This window comes from Cohnella thermotolerans DSM 17683 (assembly GCF_000429825.1).
Taxonomy (GTDB): domain Bacteria; phylum Bacillota; class Bacilli; order Paenibacillales; family Paenibacillaceae; genus Cohnella; species Cohnella thermotolerans.
The window spans coordinates 1-18827 of sequence record NZ_AUCP01000013.1; the positions used below are offsets into that span (position 1 = coordinate 1).

Below are 18827 nucleotides of genomic sequence, written 5' to 3' on the forward strand. Positions count from 1 at the left end.
CTTTATCCCAAGGGATGAGTGCGGCAAGCTGTACCCAGCGATTCCCAGGATTAAGCTTCCCGCCAAAGGGTAAGTAGAAATTTTCCAACAGATCTGCCATATCCCGATTCGGCACGAACACGTTCGCTCACTCCATCTGCAAGGTTTTTTGCCAATTTTCTATGTTTTCCTTGCAGATAAATTCGACAAAAGTAGCTCAAATCCCTTGTGGAATAAGGATTTTTTGTTCGTTCAGCAAGCCCTAATTACTCGTTACATATACCCAAAAAAGTTCGGAGTCAATATTATTAAGCAAACCATTAAAGAAGGGTTACGGCATTTTAAGCCATAACCCTCTTTAATCTTATTTCCGACGTGCTACCATCATTATTTCAATATCATCTAATTCTAATGGTTTTTTGCTAAACTTACCTGCAACACAGCCATATCCCGCCAATACATCAAAACCCGATTCCTCAAACAACAGCTTTAATTCACGAAAAGTAAAACTTGTCGTATAGATTGTTACTTCTTTCGTTTTACCATCGGGACTTTTTATTATGCTAGGATGAAAACCGGTACAGGAATAAGCATCGAAATTTTTAGGGTCCTTATTGTTTCTCACCGCGCTTAAGGCATTTATCGCAGTCAAAACAATAACGTCCCTGGTTTCAATGCCCTGTGGATACCCCTAAGCACCTTCCGATGATTATCCAAATTACCAGCTAAACCGAATGCACCTTCACAGAGGCAAATTGCACCATCAAATTTTTGGGAAAAATTCAATTCTCGCGCATCAATAGCATAGAACTCTGCATTTAAACTTTCAGCAGATGCCACTTGAGTAGCGTACTTGATAAATTCCGGGGAAATGTCCACTCCCACGGTACGAAAGCCACGACGTGCCAGTTCCAAACTATGGCGCCCCGGACCGCAACCGATGTCCAAAATATAGCTATTAGCCGAAAGGTCCATCAGCTCTACAAGAAAATCAACCTCTTGAATTGTCCCTTTGGTAAATCCATAATTCAAGTAATTTTCCCGGATAAAATCGCCAATTTCTTTGTAGTAACTACCATCAAACTCAAAATTATTTATATTCAACGGTCTTCCCTCCGTGTTTATTGATTGCACGGAAGAGAATTAGAATAAAACTCGTCTAATTATCGTTCCGTGCCCCTAATAAAAGTTTTTTTCGGGTATTGTTCGTTGCAATCATCACAATCACACTCCTTTTCACAGGATTAAATTAATTATAAGCCCGTGGAAAATTATGGTCAACGGTAAAAATCTGACGAAAACAAGCCGAAGTTCCAACCAACCGTCCACCATAAAAACGGCGATCGCCGAGACCGATCCTCACCTCAAATTGCAGTTCCTGCCGAATCTCGTCTTTTCGACAAAACCGGTCTTGAATGCTCACCCCGCTATCCTTACTTTAGAATCTTTTGGCCTATTTTTACAACGATGTCCCACGTGATACAATTTAGATGATGAAAGCGCTTTACTTTCGTGTGTCGCTTGAAATTTGCCAAAGGAGGTGCGCTGCAGATCCTCTCAACGTGCGCGGGAACATGCAAGGTTATATTTGATAGCCCAAAGGAGGGAAAATCATGAAACGATTATTCAAAGGTTTGAATGCGTATGTTTTTCTTCTGGTGCTTGCTCTCGTGACGACGTTATTCCCCATTTCTTCGGCGAATGCGGCCTATAACCTGGTATGGAGCGATGAATTTGACGGAACCACCATCAATACCAACAACTGGGCGTTCGAAACGGGCACCGGCAGCGGAGGTTGGGGAAACAACGAATTGGAGTATTACACCAGCCGTCCGGAAAACGCCAGAATCGAAAACGGCAACCTGGTCATTGAAGCCAGGAAGGAATCCTATGGCGGCATGAACTATACTTCGGCTCGCTTGAAGACCCAAGGGAAAAAAAGCTTTCAATACGGAAGGATCGAAGCGAGAATCAAAATGCCGAAGGGTCAAGGCCTGTGGCCCGCTTTCTGGACGCTGGGCACGGATATCGGAACGGTAGGCTGGCCTAAAAGCGGCGAAATCGACATTATGGAGCATGTCAACAACGATAACAATACGAACGGGTATATCCATTGGGACGCCAACGGCCAAGCGGATTATGGCGGACCCAGCCAAGCGGTCGATGTGACCCAATACCACGTCTATTCCATTGAATGGACATCCAGCTCGATCAAGTGGCTCATCGACGGCGTCCAGTTCTGGGAGGCCAACATCGAGAACAACATCAATTCGACGGAAGAGTTCCACAAGGAGCATTTCCTTCTTCTGAACATGGCGGTCGGAGGAAACTGGCCGGGCTCGCCCGACGGATCAACCGTTTTCCCGGCGAAAATGTACGTCGATTACGTAAGAGTGTACCAAGACGGAGGCACGCCTCCCCCATCCGGCGATATCGTGTCCGGAGGAACCTATAAATTGATCAACGTTAACAGCGGAAAAGCATTGGACGTCGCGGGAGCCGGGACGACGCCCGGCACGAACGTTCAGATCTGGACGGATAACGGCACCAGCGCGCAGAAATGGACGATCTACCAAAACGCGGACGGCTCCTACAAACTAATCAACGTGAACAGCGCCCTTGCGCTCGACGTGGCGGGATCCGGAACGTCGGACGGAACGAACGTGCAAGTCTGGACCGACTTGGGGAACGGCGCCCAGAAGTGGAACTTGATCCGGAATGCGGACGGTTCGTATAAGCTGATCAACGTGAATAGCGGAAAAGCGCTCGACGTATCCTCGTCGGGAACGGCCGACGGAACGAACGTCCAAATCTGGACGGATAACGGCACCGGCGCGCAGAAGTGGAATTTGGTCAGGCTACAATAATCTAATGGACCGCTTTGTCGTCGACGAATGAACGAGGGCTGTCGCACTAGCCGCAAATGCTAGGCGACAGCCCTCGTGTTGGCAGAATCGGCGGCTCCTCATGTTGGGGCCGTTCGATCTCCCTTAGCCGATGACCGCCTGAATAAACTTCTCCAATACGGTCACATCCGTAATGTTCTTGTTGCAAGCTTCGCTGTTCACGCACACGTAGTTGCCGATCGCCTTGTAATAATCGGGCGATGCGTGCGCCGGCTTCGACTTGGCAATAGCCGTAAACAAAGCGATCTCCTCGTGCCGATGGCACAAGAAGCAAACGCCCTTCTTGTTCGTTGGGGTATATCTTCCTTCTATGCCGACGAGCCGGCCGTCCAGATGATAGACGATATACAATTTATTGGTCGCGATATCGGTCCAGCCCAAATACGTGACGTCACGGTAATCGATCGACGCGAGGGCGGGAACCTTCAGCTTTTTGTTCTTGGGGAACAGCTTCTTGAGCTGCGCTTCCGTCACTTCCCCGAACGCCGTCCTGTATGGCTCGAGCGAATCCACGCAGGACGGGATTTCATCCGCCGACGGAATCGCCGCTAGCTTCTCCAACGTCGCGATCTGAAGCTCCGTCGCCTCCGGAAACGCTTCGTGCAGCTTGGACTGGACGGTGTCTCTTACCGATTCCAACACTTTCCGATCGGAGACGGTATTCAAGGCTTTCTTCAGTTGGTCCGCTTGCTTCCGGATCACGTTATATTGATGGTTTCTAATAAATGGTTTGCACATGCTTTTCAGCCCCTTATTTTTATTGGAAGAAAAAAATAAGGTGCAAAGCCCATTATTAGAAACGATATAAGCTTTCTCGGGCGATTCATCGTAACTCACCGTCCGCCCCATGCAAAGTATCGCCCTAATATCAGGCTTTGCACGAGTCGTTGCCAGCTCCGGCAAAATGTTTTGCCATCCGTACCGACCTCCCTTTCGCCAACCATTATAAGGGAATCCTTCTCTGCCTGCAACATAAAGTGAACATAATATATATTATGTAAACAATCTTTTTTCTAATGCAATCAGACCCAAATTACATTAGATACTTATAAAAGTTAATAATATAAGCAACTGCTCCTTTAGCGCTTGAACCCAGTCCGATCTACATATCGGATGAGGTGCTTGCCGATCTTCAAAACCGTCTAAAGTCCACTAGATGGCCTCTCGATGCAGGTAATGATAACTGGTTTTACGGCGTTAGTCGGAACTATCTCGAAGGACTCGTCGACTACTGGATGAACGAGTTTGACTGGCGCAAATCCGAGAATGCAATCAACGCCTACGAACACTATAAGGTAAACGTTGACGGAGTTCCCGTGCACTTTATGAGTAAACCAGGCGTGGGGCCCAACCCTATACCATTGTTCCTGTCCCATGGTTGGCCTTGGACATTGCCGATGAGTGCCCAGCGTCGGGTTTCCACCATAGTCCATTGTTAGTTGACATAGTTTTAAATATGTTAACTTTCAAATTCGCAGTGATCCGTCATTTGCCGTGGAGTCTCCTTGCTTCTATACTCCGATAATGAACGGCGATGTCAAGTCGCGCAAAACCCGCGGCCGCGATCCGGTCGAGTCCTCCGATGGCGGCGGAAGGAACGATGATCCGCCTTCCGCGGCTTCGCGCCGTCATGAATAGTTTTTCCCGCAGCTTATCATCCCCTAATGCTCCTACGCTGACGAGAATCAGATCGGCTCCCTCCTCCAATATGTTCTGCGCCAGCCTGTACCCTTGCTCAATCAGATCCGGGCCTAACCGCTGCGAAAGGCCGCATCCCCCCGATGCAGGGTAGAATGCGGCCTTTCGGCTTCGTTCGTGCGTTAGAAATCGAATTTGAAATCGTCGTCCGTCAACGGCTCCACGTTGAGCGTACGCACGTAGCCGTTCCCCTTCTTGGAGAAAAAGTCGTGCTGCTTCGTCTTCGTGCTGATGCCGTTGAACACGATCGGGTTGACGTCCTCTTCCGGGAACACCGGCTCGAGTCCGAGATTCATCATCGCCTTGTTGGCGTTGTAGCGGACGAACGTCTTCACTTCGCCGGTCAGGCCGACTTCGCCGTACAGCTCCTCGGTGTAGCTCATTTCGTTCTGATGCAGAAATTGCAGCAGCCCGCGCAGTGTCTCGTACGCATCCTTCTGCTCATCTTCGTCCAGCTCCGCATAGACTTCCTGAGCGAGCACGCCGACATAAACGCCGTGAATGCTCTCGTCGCGCAGAATGAGGTCGATAATCTCGCCGCTGCTCGTCATTTTGCCCTGGCCCGCCAAGTATAACGGATAGAAGAAGCCGCTGTAGAACAAATAGCTCTCTAGCAGAACGGAAGCGGCCATCGCCAGGTACAGGTCCTTACGCGACTCGATATTTTTGTAGTATTGGGCGATCGTATCCGCCTTCGTCTGCAGGTAGCGGTTCTCCTCCACCCAGCGGAAGACGGCGTCGATCTCTTCGGTCGTGGCCAGCGTCGTGAAAATGCTGCTGTACGACTTCGCGTGGATTTGCTCCATCATGCCCATGAAGCCGAGCACCGCCTTGCGCTGCAAGCCGTCCACGTGCTCGAGAATTTTCGGCATGCCGACGCCGCCCTGCACCGTATCGAGCAGCGTCAACCCGCCCAGCACTTTCATATAGAGCGTGCGCTCCGCTTCGTTAAGCTCGATCCACGACATCTTGTCGTCGGAGAGCGGAATTTCCTCATCGGTCCAGAACTGCATTAAATTCTGGTTCCAGAACATATTCGTATAATCGTCGTCCGGACGGTTCCAGTTGACGGCTTTCATGGCGCACATGCCGCTTGTTCCCCTTTCGTCCTCGCCTCGTGCCGCCCGTTAAACGGCGCAGCTGACGCAGTTCTCGACGGACAGAATGTTCGTCCGCGTGTAATAGAGGGATTTGAGTCCCTTCTTGGCCGCATAAATATAGTACCGGGCCAACTCTCTCGTCGTCACGTCGCTGTTGACGTGCAGCACCGTCGAGATGCCTTGATCCACGTGCGCTTGAATTTCCGCGATCAGGTCGATGACCTTGAATTGATCCATTTGATAAGCCGACTTGTAATAGAAGAAGTTGTCACGGCTCAAAAACGGCATCGGATAATAAGTCGTCGAGTTCGCGTACGTGCGCGTCTCGATCGGCTCGACGATCGGCATCACGCTGCTCGTCGCGTTCTGGACGTACGAGATGCTCTGCGTCGGCGCGATGGCGAGACGATAAGCATGGTACAAGCCGTGCTTCTGCACGTCGGCTTGCAGCTTCGCCCAATCGTCCGGCGAAGGAATCGCCATGCCTTCGAACAACGCTTGCACCTTCTCCGTCGTCGGGCGGTAGTCGGTGTTCTTGTACCGTTCGAAGTACGCACCGCTCGCATATTCGGAACGTTCGAAGCCGGCGAACGTCTGCCCTTTCTCCCGGGCGATCTCCATGCTTCTCTCGATCGAGTAGAAGTTGACCATCATGAAGAAGGTGCGGACGAAATCCCGCGCTTCCGCGCTTTCGTAAGCGATCCGGTTCTTCGCCAGGTAGCCGTGCAGATTCATCGCGCCGAGTCCGACCGAGTGCAGCTCCGCATTCGCCTTCGCGACGCCGGGCGCGTTCGAAATGTTCGTCATATCGCTGACCGCGGTAAGCGCCGTAATGCCCTCGTGCACCGATTCGCGGATTTTGCGGCGTTCCATGACGTTCGCGATGTTCAGCGACGCCAGGTTGCAGCTGATGTCGCGGCGAATGATGTCCGGCTCGCCGTAATCGCCGATCTCGGAAGTCTCCTGCAATTGGAAAATTTCCGTGCACAAATTGGACATCTTGATGGTGCCGATGCCTTTGAGCGCATGATCCTTGTTCGCGTTGGAGCGGTTCATAATGTACGGATAGCCCGATTCGAGCTGGATCGTCGCGATCTTGGTCAGCATGTCCCGCGCGCTGAGCACGGCTTTCTTCTTGACGCGGTCGTCCGCCAGAAGCGTCTCGTACATCTCGTCCATGTTCATGTCGTCCAGGTGGACGCCGTATGCTTTATGCACGGAATGAGGTCCGAAAACGTGCAGCGGCTCGTTCCGCGCCGCAAGCTCGTAGAACTTGTTCGGCACGATCAGGCCGATGGACAGCGTCTTCAGGCGCGTCTTCTCGTCGGCGTTAATCTTCTTGCTGTCGAGGAACTCCATGACGTCCCAGCCGAAAATATTGTAGTAGCCGGCGCCGGAACCTTTGCGTTGGCCCATCTGGTCGGCATAGGAGAATGCGTCCTCCAACAGCTTGAGCACCGGCATGATGCCTTTGGCGGCGCCTTCGACGCCCTTGATCGGCTCGCCGCGCCCGCGCAGCTTGGACAAGTTGACGGCGACGCCTCCGCCGATTTTGGACAGCTGCATGCACGTGCTCAACACATAGTTGATCGAGTTGAGCGAGTCGTCCATCTCGAGCAGGAAGCACGACACCATCTCGCCCCGGCGGCTCTTGCCCGCGTTCAGGAACGTCGGCGTCGCCGGCTGTACGCGCTGCTCCATCATCGCGGACGCCAGCTTGAGCGCCGTCGCTACGTCGCCGCGGCCGAGATGCAGGGCGACGATCGCCACGCGGTCCGGATAATGCTCGAGGTACAGCGACTTGTCGTTGCTCTTCACCGCGTAGTCGGTATAAAACTTCGAAGCGGCCATATAAGACTGGAAGCGGAAATCGTAGCTGTGCGTCAGCGCATAGACTTCCTCGACCTCCGAAGGGGAATAATGCTCGTATACGTCCTCGTAATAGTCCTCGTCGATCATGTAACGGACTTTCTCGGCCGTGTTCGCGAACTTCAAGCTTTTGCGCTCCACTTCGGCCATGAACGCTTCGACGGCCTCGCGATCTTTATCCAATTGGAAGAAGCCGTCCGCATCGCGCTGCATGAGCAAATTGTTCAATTCAATATGACGCAACTGCCTTCACCTCTCTCAGAAATGTCTCGACGTCCTTCGTCGTGCCCGACAACTCGAACTTGCTCAGTACGGGCACGCCGTACATCCGTGAAATATGGTCCGCGCTCATGGCGAACCTCTCGCCCCAGTTGCGGTTGCCGCTGGCCGACACGCCCCGCATTTTGTCGTGGTTGCGCTGGAGGAACGACAGCACCTTCGCGGGCGTCTGGCCGAAGCCCGTCGTGTATGTAACGAGAACGAACGGCTCGTCAAGCACCGTGTTCTCTTCGATTTGAACGGACGGAAGATCGAGCTTGCGAATGAATCTCTTCACATTTCCGGTTCTCGAATCGTAAGCAATCAACATCTAGTGCCGTCTCCTTTCGCACCGCTGAAAATAAAAGACGCAATCGGCATAATCTGGAAACGCAAACCGAAAGCGTCTAGCCTATATTTCACCCTTTTGCGAGGCCGGAAGCATCGAGCTTCGCGGACGGAACGGGCGTGAAACCGTCGTCCGAGGCGAACGTTACGCATTGCGCAAGGGCTCGCCGACTTGTCTCGCATATGGCCGTCAGGCGTCTGTCCCAACTATATGTTGTGGACTGTATTTAATCTATCACCAATATATTGGGGATGTCAACCAAGTTTTCTTGATAGACATGTCTATGCGTCCCAAGCCCTATTTTGCGAATTCGGCCGCCGAACGGGGGGCTAACGCGAAGACGAGGGAACCCCGGACACAACAAAAAGACGCCTGATCGGCGCCTTTAATGACAGCGTTGCTCAGTGACCGAAGCGGGGCGTCCGCATGCAACGCTCCGCTTATAAACGTTTCCTATTTTCTGCTACCGAAGCCATCTTCTGCTCCATCGTACCGACTTTGTCCCTGCGGTCGTCAATCGTAATCGAAGTGGAGACGCGCAGCGCGCCCCGTTTGAACGGCACCTCGTGCAGGCGGCGCACGACCGCGAGCAGGTCGTCGAGATCGCCCTCCACAATCGTGCTCATCGGGGTGAGCTGATAACGCACCTTCTCCGGGGCTTCCTCCAACGTTCGCTGAATGGCGGCGACGTATTCGCCGACGCTGGGCGTTCCGGTGCCGAGTGGAACGATCGTTACTTGCACGATGGCCATAAAGGCACGCTCCTTTCTGAATGCGCAGTTGCCGCGAATGAGAAGCGGCGGAACGACAACACAAAGCGACAAGAGTTCATGACCTTAACGATTAACGATCTAAATTCGCAACGATCTGCCAAGCGTCCGTTCGATGTACATGCTATACTTATAGCATATCGCTTTCGATTGTCGAAAACAAGGTTACATATTTCATGTTATGTAAACAAAACATTCTCCAACATTAAGGCGAACGGGTGATTCGATGAATCTGCAAAAGAAGAAAGACCGCGAGGAGCTGGACCGCCGCGTGCCGGGCATGCCTTGGTACGTCGAGAAATTCGTCAACTACAAGCTTCCGGATCTATCCCCCTCTTCCCTGCTGGAGTATGTGAGAGACTACGAGACGTTTTTTTCGTGGCTGATGGCGGAAGGGTTGACGGAGGCGAAACGCATGACCGAGATTCCGCTAACCGACCTCGAACGATTGCACATGGACAGCGTGGACAATTACCGGATGTTTCTGGCCACGCGCAGGGATCACGCCAACAGCCGGACGACGATCTCGCGCAAGCTCTCTTCCCTGCGGTCCCTGTTCCACTATTTAAGCCAGATCGCGGAGGACGAACATTTCTACCCGCTGCTCAAGCGCAACGTCATGGCCAAAGTGTCGATCAAGCGGACGCATAAGCCGAAGGATACCGCCGCGAAGCTGGAAGGCAAACTGCTTCAAGAGCAAGAGATTGCCGAATTTATTAACTACATTAAATATGACTATGCCCACGATGTCGCCACGAACAAACAGGCGCTGTTCGCGCACGAGCAGAACGCTACGCGCGACGCCTGCATCGTCAGCCTGATCCTCAATTCCGGATTGCGCGTCTCGGAGCTCGTCAATCTGAACGTCGACGATCTGGATTTGAAGAAGAAACTGACCTACGTTTACCGCAAAGGGAAAAACGACGACACGTTCAAGACGCCGGTCTACTTCCGTCAGGATGCCGTCGAAGACCTGGAAGCCTATTTGCGTCTTCGGGAGCTTCGGTACAAGGCGCCCAAACGGGAGAAAGCCCTCTTCCTCGCCATCGCCAACGGCAAGAAAGAAGGCTCCCGCATGACCAAACGGGCCGTTCAGGAGATGGTTATCAAATACGCCAAGCGGTTCGGCAAGCCGTATTTGTCCGTCCACAAGCTGCGCCACTCCTTCGCGACCGATTATTACTTACGCAACGATCTTTATAAGACGCAGGAGCAGCTCGGCCACGCTTCTCCCGAGACGACGCAAATTTACGCGCATCTGACGGACAAAACGATGGAGGAAGCGATCGACCGGCAGCGGTCTGCGGACTGAAGCCGGCTCTTTGCCGATACCGGCGCACCGCGGCGAGGTGTTCCCTCTGCCTCCAGCCTCCAGCCTCCAACCTTCGGCCGCGGGCGCCGATTCGACGTTTCGCTTACGCGAACGCTTCGGCATACCATCGGGCCACCTCGGACTCCCGCTCCTTCAAGGCGCGAAGTCCGGAAGCCGCTTCGGCCGCTTGCTGCCTCAGCACCTCTTCTCCGTCTACGACGGCCGGCTCCATCGCCCTTAGGTCGCGCGTGCAAAATTCAAAATCGAGCACGGCGGCGACTTTCCCGGCGGCATCCGGAGCGGCCAGCAGGTTGGAATCGTTGATGTCGCCGTGAATGAGCTGATGCGGAAGCTTCCGCAGCTTCGGGAGATGGACGCGGAATTCGCGCAGCGTCTCATAGATGCGCAGCACGTAGCGTCGGTCGGCCGCCGTCACGTACCGGGTCGTATTGTTCCAGCCGGCTTCGCCTCCCTCCAGGATCGCCCAATCTCCTTCGGGAAAATAGGAGAATCTGAGAGCCGCTTCTATCGCGTCCGGCTTCATATTTATTCCTTCACGACCGAAGCGTCGATCGCCTGCGTCTCGGCCGCGGTCAGAATACCGAGCCGCCAGAAGGCGACGCCGTCCAAGCCGTAGCGCTTCGCCAAGCCCAGCTTGCTGCCGACGGACGTCTCGTTCTCGTGATCCATGTTGACGGCGAGCAGCAATTGCTCCGCGGACACGCCCGCCTTGAGCGCCATTTGAATCGCTTCGTTCACGCGGTCGATGGGCTCCGGCGTTTTATCCTGGTGGTAGTTGTAAGCCATCAGCACGATTTTGTCCGCCAGCTTGGCGAGCGTTCCGTAATCGTAGCCTTTGTACGCCCCGTTCGGCGGCTGAAGCGCAAGAGCCAGCTTGATGCCGAGCGGCTTCGCCTTCTTGGACAACAGCTCCACATAATCGTTGAGCTGCTTCTTGGCGGTCGCGGGGTCGTCCTTCCAACCGAGCCCCTCGAAATCGAGCATAAGGCCGGTAAAGCCGTTCTCCTGGGCGAGCGATACGAGCCGTTCGATCGACTGATCGCGCAGGGAAGCGTCCGTGAGCAGCTTCGTCAATTGACGCTTGGCGTCGCCGGAGTAGACCATCAGGTACGTCTCGTCCTGCTGATCGTTAACGGCCTGCACGATCGATTCCGGCGTCACCTCTCCGGCCGCTTCCGGCCAGAAAAACGGAGAACCGGTTAGCGTCACGCTGCCGTTCTCGTCGATCTGGGTCCAACCGAACGCGACCGAGTTCAACGAAGCGACTCGTCCGATCTGATCGTAGGAGCTGATCGCGTAGAAGCCCATCACATTCATCGCCCGCTTCGGCGACTGAATCTCCACCGTGTGCGTCGCCGCGTTCCAGCCGACCTGGGCGCCGAACTGCCTGGCGAAGAAGGCGAGCGGAATGAGCACCCGGCTTTGCTGAATGACGGGAGCGGCGAGCAGCGGAACGCTCGCGCCGTCGGCCTCGGCCGTCTTCCGGCCGAGGCGCAGCACCACTTTCGTCGGCTGGCCCGAACCGTTATCGCCGCTGGCGCGAATTTCCTTCGCGGCGGGGTCCCATACGACCGTAATGCCAAGCGCCTCCGCAATGGCCCGGAACGGGACGAGCGTGACGCCCTGAACGGCCTTCGGCGCGGAATCGAACGGCAGCGGGAAGCCGTCGAGCATGATTTGCATGGCCGTGTTGGCGGCGTCTGCCGCGAACGCCGTCGGACCGGCGGAAGCGGAGCCGCCGATCAGCGAGACCGCGAGCGCGGCGGCCATCGCCCTTTTTCCCCATCGTCTCATAACTTTGTTTACTCTCCCTTCTTCTTGCTTCTTTCTCTAATTCTGCGTTGTCATGATAGCCAAATGTTCCGCCCGCTCTATTAATCTCTTCGGCCTTTTTTGCGAGAAAAGCGCAAAAAAGGAGCGCAGCCGCATGGAAAGCGTACTGCGCGCGGTAATAGTATCTACGACTCGGCGAGCGAAAAAGTTGTTGCCAATTTCAAATTTTCCGGCAAGCGGGCGGAACGCATCAATCTTCCAGACAGCCGCCCGGTACGCCGGTCAATTGCGGAGCGCCTCCCACTCGGATCGAAGCAGCCCCATCTGGATGACGTCCACGTACCGCCCGTTTTTATACTGCCGCTGGCGAAGCCGGCCTTCCTCCCGGAAGCCGCAGGACCGATAGCTGCGCAGAGCGCGTTCGTTGAAGTCGTACACTTCCAGCTCGAGCCGGTGCAAATTCATCTCGAGGAACGCGAACGCCACGAGCAGCCGCATCGCTTCCGTTCCGATGCCGCGGCCGAACCATTCGGCCGAGCCGAGCAGAATGCCGATGCGGCCAACCCGGTTCTTCCAATCGATCGCGTCGAGATTGATCTGGCCGATATACAGCTCGGTCGCGGCGTCCGCGATGACGAAACCGCGGGTGTCCGGCTTTGGGTCCATCATCGCGCGAAGATAATCTTCCGTCGATTCCAGCGTATGCGGATACAGGAAAATATCCGACAAATAGCCGACGATCTCCGGATCGTTCACCCAGCGGCGAATCGGCACCAGATCCTCCGGGCGGTATTCGCGAAGCATGATGCGTTCCCCGTACAAATAGGCCAAGCGTCATTCCTCCTTCGTCGGCGGTTCGTCCGCCAAATAGCCGCGGTCGACGGCTCGCTGCAGCAGCTCCTCGACGAACGCCGCCAGCTTCGGCGACGCCTGGCGGATCGGAAGCATCCGATGGCGCACCTGCGCGCGGACGATGCCGTTCCGCTTCCAGGAGAAGCCCTCGGTGCGGTAATTGTGCAGCAGCGGCTGCAGCCGATCCACCGCGGCGGCGAACACGGCTTCGGGCGTCTCCATCGCTTCGAACTCCCGCCACAGCGCCATGATCCCGTCCGCCTGATCGTCCGGCAACAGGCCGAAGATGCGCCGGGCCGCCGCCTGCTCGCGCTCTTCCTTGTCCGAGTAACCTTCCGCGTCGTAAGCGAACGTGTCGCCCGCGTCGATCTCGACCAAATCGTGCACGAGCAGCAGCTTGATCACATGGGACAAATCCGGCTTCGGCTCCGGCGCATGCTCGTGAAGGAGCAAGGCCATCAGCGAGATGTGCCAGGAATGCTCGGCGGTGTTCTCATTTCGGCTCCCGTCCATGAGCAGCGTTCGGCGAAGCACTGATTTCAGCTTGTCCGCCTCGGCCAGAAAATCGATCTGCCGCGACAGCCTCTCGTCGTTCCAACGTTCCATGCACCTGTTCTCCTTCTAGTTCGCTTTCAACCTATCGGTCCAATCGGCCGGCAGCCGAACCGCCTCGCGGATGATGCGTTCCGGGTTCCACAGCGGGATCAGCTCGGGCGGGGTCATCGGCTCCGGCTTGTCCGTCAGCCCCGTCAGCCAGGCGAGCCAGCCCGTCAGCCTCTCGGGCCGCACGCCCTGCTCGCGAAGCGACGACACCGCGACGGAGCCGTGGCGTTTCGACAGGCGCGAGCCGTCGGGCCCGAGCAGCAGCGGGCCGTGCGCGAACCTGGGCGGGCGCTCGCCGAACGCCTCGTACAGCGCCAACTGGCGCGGCGTCGAGTCGAGCAGATCCCAGCCGCGGAACACGTCGGTCACGCCCATGGCGATATCGTCCACGACGACGGCGAGCTGGTAGCCGACGATGCCGTCGGCGCGCTTCACGACGAAGTCGCCGCCGGCGCCGGGCCCGAACGTCAGCGGACCGGCCACGCCGTCGACGAACGAGAAGCTTCGATCCGGCAAGGCGAACCGGACGGACGGCGTCTTGAGCGCTTCCTTCGCGCGCCGTTCGGCCGGGGACAGACGGCGGCAGCGGCCGTCGTAGGCGCCGCCCTCCGAAGCCAGTCCGTGCGGCGCGCTCGCGATCGCCTGCAGCTCGGCGCGGCTGCAGTAGCACGGATAGACGAATCCGCCCGCGCGGAGCCGCTCGAGCGCCGCTTCGTAAAGCGCCAGGCGCGCGCTTTGCTCGTAAGGGCCATACGGCCCGCCGACGTCCGGCCCTTCGTCCCAATCGAGGCCGAGCCAGACCATCTCCTCCATGACGAGGTCCGCCGTTCCGGGCTTGCAGCGCGGACCGTCCAGGTCTTCCATCCGCAAGATCATCGTGCCCCCCGCGGCGCGAACCTGCAGCCAGGCGAGCAGCGCGGTCGCCGCGTTGCCCAAGTGCAGCCGCCCCGAAGGCGTCGGCGCGAATCGTCCGCGAACCGGAGATGAGCTCATCTTCACGATCATTCACGACCCCTTTCCTCTTTTTATTGTAGCATAGTTGAATTCATATTCAGTTCACAATGTTCGCGCATGATGGCGACAAGGCCTATCGAATGCCATCGAAAAAGGTTTCGAATCGACAAGTATGAAGATAAGCTCAAAAACGTTATATTGGAAGCAAGGGGTTGGTGACATTGGCAAAATTGCTCGTCGTAGACGACGATCCACATATTCGCGAACTGGTCGCTCTGTTCTTGGGCCGGGAAGGTTTCGAGGTGCTGGAGGCTTCCGACGGGGTCGAAGCGCTGGCGTTGATGGAGTCGGTCCGGTTCGATCTGGTCGTGCTGGACATCATGATGCCGAAAATGGACGGCTGGGAGCTGTGCAAGGAGATTCGGGAGCATTACGACATTCCGCTGCTGATGCTGACGGCCAAAGGCGAAACTTCCCAGAAAGTAAAAGGCTTCCAGCTCGGAACCGACGACTATCTGGTCAAGCCGTTCGAGCCCGCGGAGCTCGTCGTCCGCGTGAAGGCGCTGCTCAAGCGGTACAAGATCGCCGTCTCTCAGACGATCCAGGCCGGACAAGTGCAGCTCAACCGGAAGACGTACGAGCTTACGGTCGGCTCCGAATCGCTGACGCTGCCGCTCAAGGAGTTCGAGCTGCTGTTCAAGCTCGCCAGCTATCCCGGCAAGACGTTCTCCAGGGAACAATTGATCGAACAGATTTGGGGCTACGACTACGAAGGCGACGAGCGGACGGTCGACGTCCACATCCGCAGGCTGCGCGAACGGTTCCCCGAGGACGAGGCAGGCTTCCGCATTACGACGATTCGCGGGCTCGGCTACCGGCTGGAGGTTCTGACATGAGTCATCGCGGGCATGACCCTCACGAACAGCAGCAGCTTCATGAACAACATCAGCGCTTGCGCGAACAGCTTGAGGCGAAGAAGCTCGAGATCGAGGATCACCGCCGCTCCATCCGCGAGCTGAAGGCAAGAATGCGCAGCCAAATCCGGCATGAGCGCGAGAAGCTGGACCGCCGGCACTACGAGCATAAGCGGCATCGTGCGGAACGGATACGGCGGCAACGGCGCCGCAACCGGGAGCAATGGGAACGTCAACGCGAGAACCAGTGGGATCATTTGCGCCAGCCGCAGCAGCCCAGATGGTACCATGTCCTGTTTGGCGTGTCGGCTTTCTTCGCCGTGTTCACTCTCTGCTGGACGGGAGCCCATTATGCGACGAGGTTCCTGGACCGTTACTGGCCGTACGGGCACGAGCATCCGACACTGCGCGATTACATCTCGATTGTGCTGGCGCTGTTCTTCTTCGGCATCCTGATGACGATCGTTCGGCTGATCGTGAACCCGGACCGGCGGACCGTCAACACGTTCACGATGATGATCGACGCCATGCAGCGGATGTCCAAAGGAGACTTCAACATCAATTTGCAGGCCCACCCGCGCTACGCCGGCCAATTTTACGTGCTTGTAGAAAATTTGAACCGGATGGCGGCCGAACTGGGGCAGATGGAGCAGATGCGCCAGGAGTTCATCTCCAACGTCTCCCACGAGATCCAGTCGCCGCTGACCGCGATCAAAGGATTTGCGCAGGCGCTTCGGCAGAACGACATGCCGCCCGAAGCGCGCGACCACTACCTGCAAATTATCGAGACCGAGAGCGAGCGGATGTCGCGGCTCAGCGACAACTTGCTCAAGCTGACGTCGCTCGAATCGAGAAGCCATCCTTTCCAAATCCGCAAATTCAGGCTGGACCGGCAAATCCGCCAGGCCGTGCTGTCCTGCGAGCCGTTATGGGAGGCGAAGCGCCTGGAGCTTGACGTCCAGCTAGCCGAGACGACGTTGGAAGGCGACGAGGAATTGTTGACGCAAGTGTGGAGCAATTTGCTTCATAACAGCATCAAATTTACGCCGGAGGAAGGCGCGATCACCGTCAAGCTCGAACAAGTCGACGGGTTTGCGGAAGCGATCTTCGCGGATTCGGGCATCGGCATCGCCGAGAGCGACCTCCCCCACGTGTTCGAACGTTTCTTCAAAGTGGATAAGTCGCGCAACCGGTCGGCCGGAGGAAGCGGGCTCGGACTGTCGATCGTGAAAAAGATCGTCGATTTGCACGGAGGTTCCATCACGGTGGACAGCCGGCCGGGGCAGGGAACCGCGTTCAAGGTTCGCCTTCCTATGCAAGCCGTCGATACGCTTGCGGCCCCCCGTCCCGAGGCAGCAAAAAACCCTTCCTAAGCGGAAGGGAGCAACATTCTCATGGCGAAGTTGAAAAATAAGGCTTGCAACGATCGCGACGATCCGGTCTTCGTTTTTTTCATCATGCAGGCGAGATGATTTTTGAGCGTCTTCGGCGAGATGTGCATTTGCGCCGCAATCTCGTCGTTGCGAAGACCTTCCAGGACAAGAATTCGCATCACTTGCGACTCCCGGGGCGTCAATTTGTACTTTTTCGCGAAAGAAGCGAAGATCGGATGGAGCAGCGTCGATTGCATGTGAAGCTGGGAACCGTCGGTCTGAAAGTAGCTGTTCAACATCTTCAAGGAATCTCCTGCTTTCGTTGAATTTGTATGTTTTAAACGCATTCTGCAAATCTTACGCGATATTGGCCGGCATACGGAGGAAGCGACGATCTCTTCGCTCGGCGCGAGGCGCTCCTCCGTCACCGCAACGCCCGCTTCGACTTCGGTCGAGCTCTGATTCATCGCGGATACGGCTTGCCGGATCGCCTCTCCTGCTAATATGTATGCGGCCGATGGCCAAATTCGGCGGATACGTTCCAGAATCCAACCATTTCCTCCCCAGTTTCTTTTTAGATACCGACTTCATTCGCTATCATAAAGACAAAGCGTTAAATTTTTTGCTTGATTGTTGTTAGGCAAATGTTAGTTTCGCTCATATTTCTTGCGGAAGGTTTGCATGTTGCGCTCGCTTAGGAATACAATGTTGGCTGTGCTCGCACCTGCCATTCCGATGTTCATGCTCGTCGCCGCTCTCGAATTGTCGCGAAGCTGCTGGGAACGTCCCGCCCCTGTACGGGCTTCCTCTTATCGTTGCAGTTGCGTTCGTCGTCGAGGCGGCGATTGTTTCGATATTCGTCCGCAGGCTGCAAGCCGTATTCAGTTCTATTCATAAATATAAAGAAAGTATTAGTTTACCTAACAATTGAGACATAAAGATCTTGGTCATTGTGGACGATCCCATTCTCGGAGAGATGTTGACGCTTTATCTGGAAGAGGAAAAATTCGAAGTTCGCCGGGTGCGGAAGAAGCTCGAAGTGAACCCAAAGAGCCCCAGCACATCAAGACGGTGTGGGGCGTGGGCTACAAATTCGTAAATTGAGCCGGTTAACGGCTCGTCTGGAGTAGCGCTTTGTTGGGCAAATAATGAAGGGAACGAATGAAGCGAATCGTCCTCGTCTTGGCCCGCATGACGATGGAATGAGTCTCGGCCCGCTGTTCGGACAGGTAGCGCACCCCGCCGATGAATTCGCCGGGGGTAACGCCCGTTGCGGCGAAGATCACATCCTCCGAGCCGACCATGTCCTCCATCGTCAGAATCCGGTACGGATCCTCGATTCCCATCCGGATGCACCGGCTGTACTCGTCGGCGTTGGACGGCATCAATCGGCCCTGCAGCTCGCCGCCCAGGCATTTGAGCGCGGCCGCCGCCAGCACCCCTTCCGGCGCTCCGCCGGAACCGACGTACAAATCGATCCCCGCTTCGGGAAACGCCGGAGCCATCGCCCCGGCCACGTCCCCGTCCGACAGAAACTTGATGCGGACGCCTACTTTGCGCAGCGTCTTGATCATCGCTTCATGGCGAGGCCGATCCAGGATCATGACGGTCAGGTCGGACACCTTCTTGTTTAACAAGTCGGCCGATCGGCGCAGCGTCGTCTCCAGCGGATCCGTCAAGCTTAGCTTGCCTGCCAGCTCGGGACCGAAGGCGAGCTTCTCCATATACATGTCCGGAGCGTGAAGCAAGTTTCCTTTGTTCGCCACAGCGATGACCGACATGGCGTTGTTCAGCCCTTTGGCCACGATCTCCGTCCCTTCGAGCGGATCGACGGCGACGTCGACCTCCGGCCCGTTGCCGCTCCCCACCCGTTCGCCGATGTAGAGCATGGGAGCCTCGTCCATTTCGCCTTCGCCGATTACGACGGTACCTTGCACCGAGACGGTGTCGAACATCGCGCGCATGGCCGAAGTCGCCGCTCCGTCGGCTGCGTTCTTGTCGCCACGCCCCATCCACGGCGCGGATGCGAGCGCGGCCAGCTCGGTGACGCGCACGATTTCCAGAGCGAGTTCCCTTTCCATTCCCGTCTTCCTCCT

At 56.1% G+C, this 18827-nt stretch carries 20 protein-coding genes; 5 read left to right on the forward strand and 15 right to left on the reverse strand.

Translation table 11 applies throughout. The features are described 5' to 3' along the window. Positions 1-343: 343 nt before the first annotated feature. Positions 344-631, reverse strand: coding sequence for a hypothetical protein (locus G485_RS29690; protein ID WP_156922091.1), 288 nt, complete (start codon positions 629-631; stop codon positions 344-346). Beyond that, complete coding sequence (locus G485_RS28195) at positions 628-1083, reverse strand: class I SAM-dependent methyltransferase (RefSeq protein WP_051317992.1); 456 nt, start codon at positions 1081-1083, stop codon at positions 628-630. Before G485_RS28195 ends, G485_RS29690 begins: the two co-directional genes overlap by 4 nt. Before the next feature lie 509 nt (positions 1084-1592). Between G485_RS28195 and G485_RS0103590 the strand changes: the two genes are divergently transcribed. Beyond that, entirely contained in the window at positions 1593-2846 is a 1254-nt protein-coding gene (locus G485_RS0103590; protein ID WP_027091414.1) for an RICIN domain-containing protein, read from the forward strand. Between the two features lie 123 nt (positions 2847-2969). Here G485_RS0103590 and G485_RS0103595 read toward each other — a convergent pair whose 3' ends face one another. Beyond that, positions 2970-3623: a FusB/FusC family EF-G-binding protein gene (locus tag G485_RS0103595; protein WP_027091415.1), complete on the reverse strand. Its 654-nt coding sequence runs from the start codon at positions 3621-3623 to the stop codon at positions 2970-2972. A 362-nt stretch (positions 3624-3985) separates the two neighbouring features. Here G485_RS0103595 and G485_RS28740 point away from each other — a divergent pair, with 362 nt between their 5' ends. Then, a complete protein-coding gene (locus tag G485_RS28740; protein WP_276203330.1) occupies positions 3986-4324 on the forward strand; it encodes an epoxide hydrolase N-terminal domain-containing protein in 339 nt (112 codons plus the stop codon). A 46-nt stretch (positions 4325-4370) separates the two neighbouring features. Here G485_RS28740 and G485_RS31300 read toward each other — a convergent pair whose 3' ends face one another. From G485_RS31300 to G485_RS0103620, 5 genes are all read right to left on the reverse strand, one after another. Further along, complete coding sequence (locus G485_RS31300; RefSeq protein ID WP_156922095.1) at positions 4371-4718, reverse strand: hypothetical protein; 348 nt, start codon at positions 4716-4718, stop codon at positions 4371-4373. Further along, on the reverse strand, positions 4706-5671 hold the full coding sequence (gene nrdF, locus G485_RS0103605; protein ID WP_027091416.1) for a class 1b ribonucleoside-diphosphate reductase subunit beta: 966 nt from the start codon (positions 5669-5671) through the stop codon (positions 4706-4708). Before nrdF ends, G485_RS31300 begins: the two co-directional genes overlap by 13 nt. 39 nt (positions 5672-5710) lie before the next feature. Next, positions 5711-7795: a class 1b ribonucleoside-diphosphate reductase subunit alpha gene (nrdE, locus tag G485_RS0103610; protein WP_027091417.1), complete on the reverse strand. Its 2085-nt coding sequence runs from the start codon at positions 7793-7795 to the stop codon at positions 5711-5713. After that, positions 7782-8141: a class Ib ribonucleoside-diphosphate reductase assembly flavoprotein NrdI gene (gene nrdI, locus G485_RS0103615; protein WP_027091418.1), complete on the reverse strand. Its 360-nt coding sequence runs from the start codon at positions 8139-8141 to the stop codon at positions 7782-7784. The genes nrdE and nrdI overlap by 14 nt, the downstream gene beginning before the upstream one ends. Positions 8142-8599: 458 nt before the next feature. Beyond that, positions 8600-8911: an MTH1187 family thiamine-binding protein gene (locus G485_RS0103620; protein ID WP_027091419.1), complete on the reverse strand. Its 312-nt coding sequence runs from the start codon at positions 8909-8911 to the stop codon at positions 8600-8602. A gap of 244 nt (positions 8912-9155) precedes the next feature. Between G485_RS0103620 and xerS the strand changes: the two genes are divergently transcribed. Continuing rightward, complete coding sequence (gene xerS / locus G485_RS0103625) at positions 9156-10241, forward strand: tyrosine recombinase XerS (protein ID WP_027091420.1); 1086 nt, start codon at positions 9156-9158, stop codon at positions 10239-10241. A 103-nt stretch (positions 10242-10344) separates the two neighbouring features. Here xerS and G485_RS31405 read toward each other — a convergent pair whose 3' ends face one another. The 5 genes from G485_RS31405 to gluQRS form a co-directional block, all read right to left on the reverse strand. After that, complete coding sequence (locus G485_RS31405) at positions 10345-10785, reverse strand: phosphotransferase (RefSeq protein ID WP_027091421.1); 441 nt, start codon at positions 10783-10785, stop codon at positions 10345-10347. A gap of 2 nt (positions 10786-10787) precedes the next feature. Next, positions 10788-12056, reverse strand: a complete 1269-nt coding sequence (locus G485_RS0103635; protein ID WP_084423092.1) for a stalk domain-containing protein — start codon at positions 12054-12056, stop codon at positions 10788-10790. Positions 12057-12317: 261 nt separating this feature from the next. Continuing rightward, positions 12318-12866 carry a GNAT family N-acetyltransferase gene (locus G485_RS0103640; protein WP_027091423.1) on the reverse strand — a complete coding sequence of 183 codons (549 nt, stop codon included), beginning with the start codon at positions 12864-12866 and terminating at the stop codon, positions 12318-12320. Between the two features lie 3 nt (positions 12867-12869). Next, entirely contained in the window at positions 12870-13493 is a 624-nt protein-coding gene (locus G485_RS0103645; RefSeq protein WP_027091424.1) for an HD domain-containing protein, read from the reverse strand. Positions 13494-13508: 15 nt separating this feature from the next. Continuing rightward, a complete protein-coding gene (gluQRS, locus tag G485_RS0103650; RefSeq protein WP_051317993.1) occupies positions 13509-14495 on the reverse strand; it encodes a tRNA glutamyl-Q(34) synthetase GluQRS in 987 nt (328 codons plus the stop codon). Between the two features lie 170 nt (positions 14496-14665). Here gluQRS and G485_RS0103655 point away from each other — a divergent pair, with 170 nt between their 5' ends. Together G485_RS0103655 and G485_RS24935 are read left to right on the forward strand one after the other, a co-directional pair. Further along, complete coding sequence (locus G485_RS0103655; protein WP_027091426.1) at positions 14666-15340, forward strand: response regulator transcription factor; 675 nt, start codon at positions 14666-14668, stop codon at positions 15338-15340. Next, entirely contained in the window at positions 15337-16731 is a 1395-nt protein-coding gene (locus G485_RS24935; RefSeq protein ID WP_240489051.1) for a sensor histidine kinase, read from the forward strand. Before G485_RS0103655 ends, G485_RS24935 begins: the two co-directional genes overlap by 4 nt. Here G485_RS24935 and G485_RS30580 read toward each other — a convergent pair. Both G485_RS30580 and glpX read right to left on the reverse strand, forming a co-directional pair. Next, positions 16728-17030, reverse strand: a complete 303-nt coding sequence (locus G485_RS30580) for a response regulator transcription factor (protein ID WP_205620110.1) — start codon at positions 17028-17030, stop codon at positions 16728-16730. The genes G485_RS24935 and G485_RS30580 overlap by 4 nt on opposite strands. 810 nt (positions 17031-17840) lie before the next feature. Next, positions 17841-18812: a class II fructose-bisphosphatase gene (gene glpX / locus G485_RS0103670; RefSeq protein ID WP_027091428.1), complete on the reverse strand. Its 972-nt coding sequence runs from the start codon at positions 18810-18812 to the stop codon at positions 17841-17843. Between the last annotated feature and the right edge of the window lie 15 nt (positions 18813-18827).